The sequence below is a fragment of the Moorena sp. SIO3I6 genome (assembly GCF_010672095.1).
The window spans coordinates 15323-29382 of the sequence record NZ_JAAHHU010000013.1 but is presented as its reverse complement, the minus strand read 5'-3'; the positions used below and the strand labels follow the sequence as shown (position 1 = coordinate 29382).

At 41.5% G+C, this 14060-nt stretch carries 10 protein-coding genes; 4 read left to right on the top strand and 6 right to left on the bottom strand.

Annotated elements, in window-relative coordinates; translation table 11 throughout:
* The first annotated feature begins 347 nt into the window (after positions 1–347).
* Genes F6K49_RS07295 through F6K49_RS07285 form a run of 3 tightly spaced genes read left to right on the top strand, consistent with a single transcriptional unit; the run spans position 348 to position 7324 of the window.
* Entirely contained in the window at positions 348–2243 is a 1896-nt protein-coding gene (locus tag F6K49_RS07295; protein ID WP_293071908.1) for an AMP-binding protein, read from the top strand.
* 35 nt (positions 2244–2278) lie between these two features.
* Positions 2279–3115 carry an isocitrate lyase/PEP mutase family protein gene (locus tag F6K49_RS07290; protein WP_293071909.1) on the top strand — a complete coding sequence of 279 codons (837 nt, stop codon included), beginning with the start codon at positions 2279–2281 and terminating at the stop codon, positions 3113–3115.
* Positions 3116–3169: 54 nt separating this feature from the next.
* Complete coding sequence (locus F6K49_RS07285; protein ID WP_293095465.1) at positions 3170–7324, top strand: non-ribosomal peptide synthetase; 4155 nt, start codon at positions 3170–3172, stop codon at positions 7322–7324.
* Positions 7325–7379: 55 nt separating this feature from the next.
* Here F6K49_RS07285 and F6K49_RS07280 read toward each other — a convergent pair whose 3' ends face one another.
* Genes F6K49_RS07280 through F6K49_RS07270 form a run of 3 tightly spaced genes read right to left on the bottom strand, consistent with a single transcriptional unit; the run spans position 7380 to position 9570 of the window.
* Entirely contained in the window at positions 7380–7919 is a 540-nt protein-coding gene (locus tag F6K49_RS07280) for a hypothetical protein (RefSeq protein ID WP_293095461.1), read from the bottom strand.
* Between the two features lie 39 nt (positions 7920–7958).
* Positions 7959–9431: a serine hydrolase domain-containing protein gene (locus F6K49_RS07275; protein WP_293095458.1), complete on the bottom strand. Its 1473-nt coding sequence runs from the start codon at positions 9429–9431 to the stop codon at positions 7959–7961.
* Positions 9412–9570, bottom strand: coding sequence for a hypothetical protein (locus F6K49_RS07270; protein ID WP_293095455.1), 159 nt, complete (start codon positions 9568–9570; stop codon positions 9412–9414). The genes F6K49_RS07275 and F6K49_RS07270 overlap by 20 nt, the downstream gene beginning before the upstream one ends.
* A 200-nt stretch (positions 9571–9770) precedes the next feature.
* Between F6K49_RS07270 and F6K49_RS07265 the strand changes: the two genes are divergently transcribed.
* Complete coding sequence (locus F6K49_RS07265) at positions 9771–9950, top strand: hypothetical protein (protein WP_293095452.1); 180 nt, start codon at positions 9771–9773, stop codon at positions 9948–9950.
* Here F6K49_RS07265 and F6K49_RS07260 read toward each other — a convergent pair.
* From F6K49_RS07260 to F6K49_RS07250, 3 genes are all read right to left on the bottom strand, one after another.
* A complete protein-coding gene (locus tag F6K49_RS07260) occupies positions 9893–12553 on the bottom strand; it encodes a glycosyltransferase (RefSeq protein ID WP_293095449.1) in 2661 nt (886 codons plus the stop codon). The two genes, F6K49_RS07265 and F6K49_RS07260, sit on opposite strands and share 58 nt — an antisense overlap.
* Before the next feature lie 13 nt (positions 12554–12566).
* Positions 12567–13433, bottom strand: coding sequence for a glycosyltransferase (locus F6K49_RS07255; protein ID WP_293095524.1), 867 nt, complete (start codon positions 13431–13433; stop codon positions 12567–12569).
* 118 nt (positions 13434–13551) lie between these two features.
* Positions 13552–13788, bottom strand: a complete 237-nt coding sequence (locus tag F6K49_RS07250; protein ID WP_366514140.1) for a glycosyltransferase family A protein — start codon at positions 13786–13788, stop codon at positions 13552–13554.
* Positions 13789–14060: the final 272 nt, after the last annotated feature.

Genomic DNA, 14060 nt, shown 5'->3' with positions numbered 1-14060 from the left:
AATATTAATTAAAAAAGGAAAAATCAAATCTCCGGATCTGGTTGAATTTGACGGTATAATTAAATCGTTAACTCTTGATTTTACTCTGAAGATAAAACCAACAGGTCGAAGGACAAAGCTGATTATAGTTCCTATTGGTTTTTAAAATTAGTTAGGGTAGCAGCTATTTTTACTTTGTCTAGGTTTTTACGCTTAGGTGCAACCTCTGAGCAGAGCTATACTTCTTGAGTAGTCAGTCTATACATATGACCAGGACGAAAGCTCAGAATACATAACCAAAAATTTGGATATAGTTAAAGTTTTTCCGAGAAATTACCAGTTATTTACTGTCCTATAGTTAACAAAAGATGACGATTGCCAAAACCGGCTCTGGACTCAATTCAAGTATATACAATCTACTTGAGGCCAGGGCAAAGAAAAATCCCCAAGACATAGCCATTGTTGCTGCCGGTCGGTCTGCCCTCACCTACAGTCGTTTGTTTGATGCTGTCACCGATGTGGGAAGCAAATTAAATGCAATGGGTGTAGGTCGTAACGACCGAGTGGCGATCGCATTACCCAACGGCCCAGAAATGGCTGTAGCTTTTTTGGCCATCGCCTGTTTTGCCACCTGTGCCCCTCTAAATCCTGGTTATCGCCAATCGGAATACGATTTTTATCTATCGGATCTCGATGCTAAAGCCCTGATTTTTCAGTCAGGAGTTGCCGAACCTGCCCTAGAGGTGGCTCAAAAAAGAGGTATCCCCCTGGTCGAACTTACCCCCATCCCAGAAGCAGCAGGTATTTTCAACCTTACAGGTGGGGATGGGAAAAGTCCAGCCATGGCTGGCATCGCTCAACCCGAAGATGTGGCTTTAGTGCTGCATACTTCTGGGACTACCTCCCGCCCTAAAATGGTGCCGCTCACAGGCAAAAACCTCTGCACCTCAGCCCAAAATATTGGCGTGGCTTTGAATTTAGTCGAGAGCGATCGCTGTCTGAACGTGATGCCCCTATTCCATATTCACGGACTGATCGGGGCCTTACTTTCATCCCTAAGTGCAGGAGCGAGTGTGGTTTGTACTCCCGGTTTTGACGGGCCCAAATTCTTTGACTGGTTAGTAGAATTTCATCCCACCTGGTATTCAGCCGTACCCACCATGCACCAAGGGATTCTAGCCAGAGTCACAGAAAATCGCCAGATCATTTCCCAATGCCCAATTCGCTTGATTCGCTCTTCATCTGCTCCCTTGCCACCCCAGGTCATGGCTTCGTTAGAAGCAGAATTCAACGCCCCGGTGATCGAATCCTATGGCATGACTGAAGCTTCCCATCAGATGGCAAGTAATCCCCTGCCGCCTAAAACTCGCAAACCCGGTTCGGTGGGAGTCGCTGCAGGACCGGAAGTCGCGATTATGGATGAACAGGGCAACTTACTACCAGTTGGTGAGGTAGGAGAAGTCGTGATCCGGGGTGAGAATGTCACTTCTGGCTATCACAACAATCCTGATGCCAACCAAAGTGCTTTTACCAACGGCTGGTTTCGCACGGGAGACCTGGGTTATTTAGATAGGGACAACTATCTTTTCCTCAAAGGTCGGATTAAAGAAATTATCAATCGTGGGGGCGAGAAAATTTCCCCGCGAGAAGTAGATGAAGTGCTTTTAGACCATCCAGCGATCGCGCAGGTTGTCACTTTTGCCACACCCCATACTTTATTAGGGGAAGATGTGGCTGTTGCGGTGGTTTTGCAGGAAGGAGCATCAGTAACAGAGCAAGAAATTAAAGAGTTTGCTGCTACTCGATTGGCTGATTTTAAAGTTCCGCGTGTGGTGGTTTTTATCGATGAAATTCCCAAAGGTCCCACTGGCAAACGGCAACGGATAGGTTTAGCCCAAAAATTATGCTTAACTGCTTCCGACCCGACAATGCCAAGGGCAGACTATGCCCCACCAAAGACACCAATACAAAAAGAGTTGGTGCAAATTTGGTCGGAGATTTTAGGAGTAGATCGGGTTGGCATTTATGACCACTTCTTCCAATTAGGAGGAGATTCTATTTTGGCGACAAGAATCGTAAATCAGGTCAGAAAAGTCACTAAGGTTGAATTATCGTTTCTCTTCTTTTTTCAGGAACCTACTCTGGCGATAATGGCAGATTTAATTACTGAACAGCAGGCAGAAATAGTTGAGGATACCGAGATATATGCCATGTTATACCAACTAGAATCTCTGTCGGATTCAGAAGCCGAAGATCTGCTTTAAAAAAAAATAAAAAATTAGCTTTTTTATATATAAAAATGGGAACCAATAACGGCCAAAGCTTACAAGAACAATTGAAACAAAGAGACATCTTTCCCTTTATAGGAGTTTACGATGTTTTTTCCGCCTCAATCGCCGCCAAATATTACGACGGTATATTTATCAGCGGTTTTAGTTTTGCGGCCAGTTTTTATGGGTTACCAGATATTGGATTTATTGCCTGGTCTGATATTATTGCTTTTGTTCAAAGGATAAAAACTGTCCTTCCCCATGCCTATATTCTCGTCGATATTGATGATGGCTATGTCGATACTGAAGTGGCTTGTCATGTCGTTACTATGTTGGAGTCCATCGGGGCAGCTGGGGTAATTATTGAAGACCAAAAAAGACCGAGAAGATGCGGTCATTTTGAGGGTAAACTCTTGATGGATTTAGAGGAGTTTATCGATAAACTAAAAAAAGTTTTGGCAACTCGAAAAGAGTTATTTGTAGTGGCGCGAACCGATGCCAGCGAACTCGATGAAATTATCAGAAGAGCTCAGGCATTTGCGGAAGTGGGTGCTGATGCGATATTGGCTGATGGTATCAAGGATTTAGAGGTAATCAGAACTTTAAAGACTAAAGTAGATAAACCATTAGTATTTAATCAAATAGCTGGAGGAAAATCTCCAGCTTGCAGTCTGACAGAACTGAAGGATGCAGGGGTTTCTCTGGTGAACTACAGTACTCCTTGTTTGTTTACGGCGCAAGAGGGAATTGAACGGTACATGCAATCCCTGAAAGAAAAAGATGGATTATTACTAAAACAACAAGTGGGTGTGCCTGAATGTACTGCTCTTTTGCAGGAAAATCTGGCTTTGAGAAATAAACGCTAACAACTACTTTTCAGGGTGTATCTCATAGTTTTAGTAAAAATATTTTTCCTAATCATGATGAGTGACATTAATCAACGAATTGCTAAACTTTCACCAGCTAAACGGAAATTACTAGAGCATCAACTCAAGCAAAACCTCAAAAATACTAACTACCAACCGACAATTACTCCGAGAGAAAATCCACAGTCGATACCTCTGTCCTTTTCTGAGGAACGGATGTGGATATTAGATCGGTTAGAACCGGGAAATCCCGCTTACAATCGTCCTACAAATATTCGTCTCACAGGTTCGCTGAATGTAGAGGCATTAGAAAGAGCGATTAACGAAATCGTGGGTCGCCATGAAGTGTTTCGCACCAGTTTTATCCCAGTAGATGGCCAACCAATACAGGCGATCGCTCCCAGTTTGACTGTAAAGTTGCTGATCATAGAATTGAGTCATTTACCGAGCAACGAACAAGAAATAGAGGTCGAACGCATCGCCGTTGAGGAAGCACAACAGAGATTCGACTTATCTAAATTACCCCTAATTCAAGCCAAGTTACTGCGACTGAGTGAGGAAGAAAATATCCTGCTCCTGACGATGCACCACATTATTTTTGATGGTTGGTCAGCAGGAGTTTTGCTCAAAGAACTCGCAGTACATTATGAAGCTTTTGCTACTGGAAAGTCATCACCTCTCCCACCACTACCGATTCAATATGCCGACTTTGCCATTTGGCAGCGACAGCGACTGCAAGGGGAAAAGTTAGAGTCTCAGCTTGCCTATTGGAAAAAACAATTAGGCGGCAGCTTGCCAGTGCTGGAGTTACCCACAGATCGACCGCGAAGGCCGGTGCAAACTTTCCAGGGAGCTAAGCAAAATTTATTGTTACCCCAAAACCTGAGTAACTCTCTCAAGGAACTGAGTCTGAGGGCAGGGGTGACGCTGTTTATGACCTTGTTAGCGGCTTTCCAAATATTACTTTATCGCTATACGGGTGAGGAAGATATTATAGTTGGAACTCCGATAGCAGGTCGCGATCGCATAGAAATAGAACAACTAATTGGTGTGTTTATAAACACCTTAGTCTTACGTACTCAACTAAATGGCAACTTCACTTTTTCAGAATTGTTGGCTCAGGTGCGCGAGGTAGCTTTAGGAGCATATGCTCACCAGGATATTCCCTTCGAGAAGTTGGTGGAAGAATTGCAACCAGAGCGAGACTTAAGTCATACTCCCATATTTCAGGTGTTATTCCAACTGAGAAATTTCCCAAGTGAGGTAGTAGAAGTACAAGGTTTAAAATTTCAAGACTTCCAGTTTGATAGAGGTATTACACAGTTTGATTTAACCCTGGATATTGTTGATAGAACCGAAGGGCTATGTTGTGTATTTGAATACAATCGGGATTTGTTTGATGGGTCAACTATTGAGCGGATGGCTGGTCATTTCCAGACCTTGTTGTCAGGGATTGTGGCAAATCAAGAGCAGCGCATATCACAATTACCTCTACTGAGTGAAGCAGAACGCCATCAATTATTAGTTGAATGGAACAATACCGCGACAGATTATCCCCAAGACAAGTGTATTCATCAGTTATTTGAAGAACAAGTAGAACTCACTCCCGATGCAGTAGCAGTAGTGTTTGAAAATGAGCAATTGACTTACCGGCAGTTAAATAGTCGGGCGAATCAACTAGCCCATTATTTATGTTCTCTAGGAGTAGGCCCCGAAGTTTTGGTGGGGATTTGTGTAGAGCGTTCTGTTGAGATGTTGGTGGGACTTTTGGGAATACTCAAGGCTGGTGGTGCATATGTACCTCTTGATCCCAATTATCCTCAACAACGTCTGGCTTATATGTTCTCAGATTCCAACTTAAAAATACTACTTACTCAACAACACTTAATTAAACAACTTCCAGTGCACCAAGCACAAACAATTTATTTAGATAAAAATTGGCAAGAATTCGCAGAACAATCTCAAGATAATCCCTACAGTGCAGTTACATCTGAAAACTTAGCTTACATCATTTATACCTCCGGTTCTACAGGAAAACCCAAAGGAACAATGATTGTCCACAGTGGTCTTGTGAATTATTTAAATTGGTGTACAAAAGCTTATAATGTTGCTGAATTTGAAGGTTCTACTGTCAATTCTTCTATTGGTTTTGATGCGACTATTACCAGTTTATTTTCTCCTATATTTGTAGGGAAAAAAGTAGTATTTTTGCCAGAACAAACAGAAATACAATCACTTAAAAAAGCTTTGTGTTGTGATACTAAATTTAGCTTGGTTAAAATAACTCCATCACATTTAGAAATACTCAGTAATTTACTCGCTCAAGAACAAGTAGAAATTAAAACCCAAGCATTTATTATCGGTGGAGAAGCCTTATCAGAAAAACATACTTTATTTTGGCAACAATACGCGCCTAATATTAGATTAATTAACGAATATGGCCCCACCGAAACGGTGGTGGGATGTTGTATTTATGAAGTAAAAAAAAACACATTATATCATCTAACAAATATTCCTATTGGTCGTCCAATTTATAACACCAAATTATATATTTTAGATAAATATTTACAACCAGTAACTATTGGAGTTATAGGTGAATTGTATATCGGTGGTGCTGGTGTTGCCAGAGGTTATCTCAACCGTCCTGAATTAACTTCAGAAAGATTTATTACTAATCCCTTTGGTAATTCAAAATTATACAAAACAGGTGACTTAGCCCGCTACCTCCCTGATGGTAATATCGAATTCCTTGGTCGCATCGACAACCAAGTCAAAATTCGTGGCTTCCGCATCGAACTATCAGAAATTGAAGCAACTCTAACTCAACACCCCCAAATCCAAGAAGCTGTAGTCATAGTAAGGGAAGCTCTACCTGGTGACAAACGCCTAGTAGCCTACGTTGTTTCTCCTGGGGAAAAGGCCGACATTCTCACCACCAAGCTACGGGGCTTTCTCAAACAAAAATTACCTCAATACATGATACCCAATGCCTTTGTAGTATTAGATGCTTTGCCTCTAACACCCAACGGCAAAGTAGATCGGCGTGGCCTACCCGCACCGGATACTTCCAGGCAGTCGGGAACTGAAACCTTTGTTGCACCCAGAGACTCAATTGAACTGCAACTAGCCCAAATCTGGTCACAAGTTCTTGGTATCCAACCCATAGGAGTAACAGATAACTTCTTTGAGTTGGGCGGTCACTCCTTGCTGGCAGTGCGCTTAGTTGCAGAAATAGAAAAAGTTACTCAGACCAAACTGCCGTTGGCTGCCCTATTTCAATTTACAACCATTGAGGAAATTGCCAGTCTTCTCAAAGAACCAGAAGTAGCAGATAACCCTAACCCTAATCTATCTCCAGAGTTGTTACCACTGGATACAGATGACCTTCGCGCCTTGTTAACTATTGTAGCTGGTCGAGAAGGAGCACGACCCAGACCGGATTCTCTAATGGTTACTATCCGTCCCACAGGGGTGAAGCCACCGCTGTTTTATTGCGCTAATGGTGTCGGGGAAATATCTACTCTTGCCCGCTATTTAGGTGAGGAGCAACCAGTTTATTTCCTAGAATCTGGTTACGTGGTTATCGGGAAAAAAGGCCAACCGACAGAGGCTAATATTAAAGCGATCGCCGCTAGTCACGTTCGCGATATCCTGGAGGTATATCCCACTGGACCAATACTGTTAACCGGATATTCTTTTGGTAAAAATGTAGCTTATGAAGTCGCCAAGCAACTACAAGAGCGCGGAAAGAAAGTGGCTTTTATAGCTATATTAGATACTTCGGGTTCGGGACAGATGTATCGCTACTATGTCCAAACAATACAGTCAGCTCTGGTGGCAATGAAAAAGAAATTATTACGTGGTTCGTTGCTGAGTTTTGCTCAACAGTTAGGCTCGTTGCTCTGGGAAGTAAAAAACAATTTAACAGCACAAAAGTCTATGTCTGCTGTGGGAGCTAATCAAGGAGAGTATCTGATGCAAGGCTACTCGGGTAAAATTACACTCTTCCTGGCTCGGGTTGCTGGTCGCCACCACATTAAAATTCAGCGTTGGCTGTTTCCGTTAATGGGTTGGGAGGAACACGTTGTCGATCTAATCAGAGTTCCTGGGGACCATTATAGTATGCGAACTGAACCTCATGTGCGGGTGTTAGCAGAGAGGTTAAAAACTTGCATTGATCAGGCTTTGGCGGCTGAAGCTGATGGTTAGTAATCTTTAGTTGACAAGCAGCAGTTACAGTGGTAAGTCAGACCTTACAGTTCACCTAAAATTTAAATCCTAATAAATTCCAAGAATTTAGGAGCCAGATAAATAGCCATGCCGCTAGCATACTCAAACAATAATACCCTCGTCTGACCACAGACCAGTTTTTGTCTCTCCAAGCCAGTAAACCAATAATCGATACTAGAGTAGTCAAGCCTGTGGTCACAATGGGTAGATAAAGTAACGCAATCATCACAGGGGGCATTCCGAAGAAAAATTCCCAGAAATCTATTGTACTAATAGCTATCCCCATTCCCATCAAAAAGCATAAATTTAAAACACTAATCAGACCAATGTTCAACTCCACTAGACGAGTATGTCGTGAAACTAGAGCTAAAGTTTTATTTTTGCGGCTCATTAATGGTCTAATTAGCCAAACTAAACATCCCCATAGGAAGATTATTACAGAAAATCCTGCCAGTCCAACCTGTAAAACAGGAGCTTCGTACCAGGGTAACTTTTCATAGGTTAAATGGACATGACTACTCATAGACATACCAGTAATTTTACCCTGACTATCTGGCCGAAAATTTATATACATATTGCTATCAGTAGCGCGAAATAGGAGTGGCTCGAATTCTTACCATTTACTTCTTCCTGGAAATATAGTTAAGGTGTGGTCTTGATTAGTTTTAATAGTAAATAATCGTCCAGATTCCAGCAAAAAAATTGCTAACTTAACCAGGGATTTTCGAGGATATCGAATAAAGCGATAGCCGCCATTAATTTGTTGATCTTGCTGTTTATATTGCTGGGTAATATTAGCTTCAGGGATAGCTTCAGGGATAGCTTTAGTAATAATTTCGGTAGGTGATGCAATGGTCTCCTGTACAGGAGAATAACGATCTAAAAACTGTTGAACCAAGTCGTCTCGCAAATTTTCATTAAGACTGTTACGATTGTAAGCAATATAGAAACCTAATTTTTGTTCTGGGATTAAAAACACCAAATTAGTATACCCTGACATGCTACCGCCATGTTCAATTATCCGTTGATTATTCACAAAGCGCTCAAAAAAACCATAAGTAGATCCTGCGGCTTGAGGAATGTTCGGAAAATTAGTATAGTGTTGGCGGTGCATCTCCTGTACTGTAGTGTGATTCAGGATACGCTGTGTACCATAACGACCTCCCTGTAAATTAGCAATCATAAAGTGAGCCATGTCTTCAGCAGTAGTAGTTAAAGCTGTAGTAGGAACACTTTTATTACAGGTAAAGGGTTGCTTTATATAATTGTCATTTTGGTACCGATATCCCACAGCTAAGTTAGCTGCCAGCTCAGACGGTAATGGTTGCTGAAAACTACTTTGACTCATATCCAAAGGTTGTAGGATACTTTGGTCAATATATTGACTGAAAGGAATTCCAGCAACTACTTCGACTAAGTAACCTGCCAATGCTAATCCCACATCACTATAAACATATAATTGACCTGGTGGTCGCACTCGCTCTGGTAAATTTTCTGTGAGAAATTTTTCTAAGGATGGCAGCTGAGACTGGCAAAGAGTGGCTCCGCCAATCGCCCAAGCTACATCAAATCCATGAGTATGAGTTAAGAGATGATCAACTGTGATTGGCTTAAATTTATTAGTCTTGATTTGAAATTCCTTAAGATACTGGTTAATATCTTCATGTAGCTTAAGCTTGCCTTGCTCGACTAGTTGCATTACTGCTGTAGAGGTAACTAGTTTAGAGACAGAGCCTACACGAAACAGAGTTTTGTTAGGAATAACCGGTATCTTATCCTCAAGGTTGGCGTAGCCGTAGCCTTTCGAGAATATAATCTTGTCATCTTTTACTAAGGTAAATACCGCTCCAGGAATATTATTTTCTGTCATTTGATTGACAAAAAAATTGTCACTAAATTCTTCTATATCCTGGAATTTAGTTAGTTCTACCTGGGAATCATCGGTTGTAGATACCATCGGCAAATCCCGGTTAGATACACTCAAGGATTCCTCAGCAAATACGGGAAGTACAGAAACACTAACAATCAAGATAGCTAAACTTAGTGATTGAATCAGTTTTAATAATCTATATACTGTTTTTTTCACTAGTTTTAGATTTGGTAAATTTTTGATAAAAGGGAATCGGGAATCGGGAATCGGTAATCGGGAATCGGGAATCGGGAATCGGGAATCGGTAATCGGTAATCGGTAATCGGTAATCGGGAATAGTAGGAAATATATCCAATTATTTTATGATCTATTTTAAAATGCTATAGCCCTATTTTTTTTTCGACTGTAATCAAGCAGTAAATTAAAGCTTGATCGGGCTTTTTTTAACCCATTGTGATTTAAATTTTTAGTTATTCAAAAAATAGTCAAACCTTGATTAAATAAAAGTTTCAGTCTTTGGCTGAGATTATTGTTTTACGAGAGTGAAAAAATATTGTGATAATTTTTGTTCCCTACTCCCTGTTCCCTGTTCCCTGTTCCCTGTTCCCTGTTCCCTGTTCCCTGTTCCCTGTTCCCTGTTCCCTGTTCCCGATTCCCTGTTCCCGATTCCCTGTTCCCTATTCCCTACTCCCTGTTCCCATTGCTATACGACCTTCACGTTTAACCCGTAGATGAGATTGCCACAAAGACCAAACTCCAGCCAGATTACCTGTAATTTCCAAGCAGATTAGGGAGATCGGATAATTGCTCGAACCTTTTAGCCGTTCAAAGATGCGCCATAAATGAGCAAGTGGCAATCCCAGCACTATTTGCACCAATCCTCGCCAATCCCCATCTTCTAGTAATGTGGTGAGATTGTAAGCAACATGACCTTTACTGTAGTTGTAAAGCTGACGATGTAGCTCTGCCATCTCAGTGCGATGCTTATGCCAGACATAAGCGTTTGGCTCATAGACCAGGGTGTAGCCAGCTTTAAGTACCTTATAAAATAAGTAAGTATCTTCACCAACTCCTGAAGGCATACCAGCACCGAGGACTTCGTTCATCAGGCCAATCTTGGGATGGCGAAAGATACTGCTACGAAAAGCAACATTAGCCGTTGCTCCTAAAGTCCAAGTTGGTACAGGCTTGTAGAAAAAGGATTCAAACCAATCTCCATTAACCTCCACCTGTTCAAAGCCCCGTCCCAAGCCGCCATAATTTTCAAAACACTGCTGGGCATTGCTTTCCAACTGTAAGGGCAAAACATTACCTGTGACAATCATTACATCCGGTCTAGCAAAAGGAGTGATCAGCTTTTCTAACCAATCTGGTGGTACAGTAACATCATCATCTATCGTAACCACGATATCCCCGGTACTAGCAACAACGCCAACATTGCGAGCATAAGCTGATCCCTGACGGGATTCATTAACTAAGACAACATCAGGAAACTCAGCAACCACTGGTGGAGTCCAACCAGAAGCGGGATGATTATCAACTACAATAATTTCCAATTGTCGAGTAGACTCTTGGGCAACTAGGCTCGACAAACACTTCCGCAAATCTTGGGGTCGGTCATAGGTAGCGATGATAATAGAAACTGGTATAGTCTTTGGTAAAGAGGTTAGTAAATCAGTCTCGTTATCCTTGGATTTATAGTGATTACTTAAGATAGATAGTGCTTTATTATGATAGTAATCCCTGCTGAAGTTAACGTCTACTTGCAGCAGCTTATGACCAAACTGATTGACAATAACTTCAATTAAGCGATTCTTGCTAATCCCTCGATCAGGGTTAGCAATATCAACGCTACCTAAAAGGTGATCATGCCATTTTACAAAGACTCGTACTGATGAGTACTCTTTGACATCAGTTAATGCCTGTAAAGGTTCCCGTAGATCGACAGTCCGCACTGCTATACCTGGATTGGTTTTAATCCTTGGGATTTCTTCCTTAGTCAGAGCAGGAAATATATGGTCAGAAAAAATCGGGTAGGGAACACTATTTATATCAACTTCTGTTTTTCGTTCTTGGTTACCGAAAGATTGAGTAATCTCAGCAGCAGTGTGGCGAGCTTTGTGATAGCGAGTTAAACCAGTGAAGCAGCCTTTGAATTCAGCCAGAATTAAATCCTGTGGGAAGCGAGTGGGATTTTTGAAACCAAGCCACAGACGTCTTAAATTCCAATACACTATCCACCAGAGCAAAATCCACAAGAAAGAAAGACACTCATCTGGATAGGCAAAGAGGCTACGGATACAGTAAGAAAACAGACCAATACTGTTATTAGTAATTTGCGTGCGCAACTTAGCATAATCCCGTCGATGTCGATGGCGCACTATGGCACTAGGCTCATAGACCAGGGTATGTCCTTCCTTCACCACCCGGAAAAACATTTCTAAATCACCACCACCATTAGTCACAGTACCCACATCCAAGGCAGGGTCAAAGAAACCAATATCATCAAAGACTGAGCGGCGATAAGCCATGTTTGCCCCTGTACCGAATTCTCCAGTACCTAGGAGTCTCCAATGGATTTTGTTGCCTCGATTAACCTGATACCATTTACGGCTCATGCCTCGCCCGAAGCCACCATACATTTCAAACAGCACTTGTGTTTCGGTTTCCAATTCATAAGGCACAACTAACCCAGTCACTGCCATAACGTCAGGATGTTTAATAAACACTAGGGCTAAGGCTTTTACCCATGCTGAATCAACTACTACATCATCATCAGTATAGGCAATAATGTCTCCTTTAGCTTCAAGAACAGCTCTGTTCCTCGCCCAATCTAAACCCGGACGAGGTTCACAGATATAACGAATATTAGCATAAGTTTCTACTAGTTTTTTTGTGCTATCATTGGTAGGGGCATTATCAACAACTATAATATCTAAGTAAGGATAATCGAGTTGATTGATAGCATCTAAACATAGAGAAAGATTAGGAGTGCGATCGCGAGTACAAACCGCAACCGTTACTAACGGCAACTTGCCCTTATACTCCGGTGGTGGCACATCAAACAAATCCTCAAGACACAAGCTTTCCCGTCCGAGGGGTAAGGATAATCCATTGTACAAAAGACGATTGATAATCGTCTCACTATGGTCTTCCAGAATACGTTTACTTAAGGTTTGTGCTGTGCAGTGACCATTAGTAATCGGTGCTTTAACATATCCAATGGGCGCACCATGGAAGCGAACCAGTCCAAGGACTCCCATATAGCCATCCAAACCATCAAGAGTAGTCAGGGGGCGGCTCAACTCAATGTCCACTATTTTGATTGGATAAAGCATAACCAAAAATCTCTTATATCATCAGCAGTGAACGGTGTAATAAATTTCCAAGCAAGAGCTTGAAATATAGACTACCTCGGCGTTTCGTTAAATCCGCATAACTGACTGATAAACCCGGTTTATTAACATAATTATCAGATTTAAGCTTAGTGATCATTCTAAATACGCTTTTAATGAACAAGATATACAACCCATAGCGAAAAATAGGCGTAATAAAATCCGCTTTCAAAGCTTGAGATAGCCAAAATAACGTACTGCGATCGCTACTACACTGACTACTTTGTCGTGCCCAATACATATAAAAACTACTCTTAGACAATCGATAAAGTGCTGCTGGAATCTCTGGATGCCTTTGTTGAACCTCACGTAGCATCAAACCATGAGACTTAGCCATTTGGCTGTAGTCGCGAGACATACTACTAACAATCTTGCGATAGCCAATCATAAATTCTGGCACAACAGCAAATTCATAATGTTCTGCAATGCCCAGATAAAGCTCCCAATCCTCACACCCCTGAGCCTGTTGTGCCTTCAATTGACAGTTGTAGCCACCCACGGTTTCAAAACAACAGGCGCGAATCACAGATGCACTAGCATTGCCTAAAAAGTTATGACATACCAGAGTTTTATAAACCTTTCCCTCTATAGTTGAAGCACGGAAATCTCCAGTCAGTGAATTTTCTTCATTAATATCCACCGACCAAGCATAAACCAACCCTACCGATGGCTTTGTTGCCAAAAAGCGTTTAACTTGCTTTTCTAAATTTTGCGGATACCAAATATCATCAGCATCCAGGGGAGCAATATAATCTCCCTTCGCGTTTTTAATCCCTAAATTACGAGCAGCAGCCACCCCTAAATTTGGTTGTTGTAGTAAAATAACACGCTGATCGTCCTCAGCAATAGATTGAACAATCTCAGAGGATATCTGAAAAGTTTTTTGATACTGAATTTTGCCCCCCTAGCCCCCCAACTTTGGGGGAAGAGTCCATTTGCTTCTAAAAGTCCCCCAAAATTGGGGGATTTAGGGGGCTTGGATGTAGCAAATGGGACTTCTCAGACAACCTCTCAGCTGTGCGGTCTTGAGAACCGTCATCTACCACTATCACTTCCAGGTTTTTATAGGTCTGAGAAAGAACAAACTGTAATGTGATTTCAATAAACTGCTCTGTATTATAGGCAGGGATAATCACTGAAACCAGTGGTAAGCTATCAACTGTTTTAACAACCGACATTTGGTGATTTAAATTTTATATCTATACTTTTCACAGAGATAAACTGAGTTTTTAATTTAGCTATCAGCGTTTAGCTATATCAAATGGGCTGACTATCCGCTGACTGCTGATACCGGATTGCTGACTGCTCAACCTGTAGACACAACCTCTATTACAAGTACAGAGTTACTCAGTCAATTCAGGACTTTTTGAAAAAAAAATCCCTACTAGGGATTATTCGGTAGTTTTGTTAAAGCCAATCAACGAGTTAGTTTAATTTATTATCAACTGAT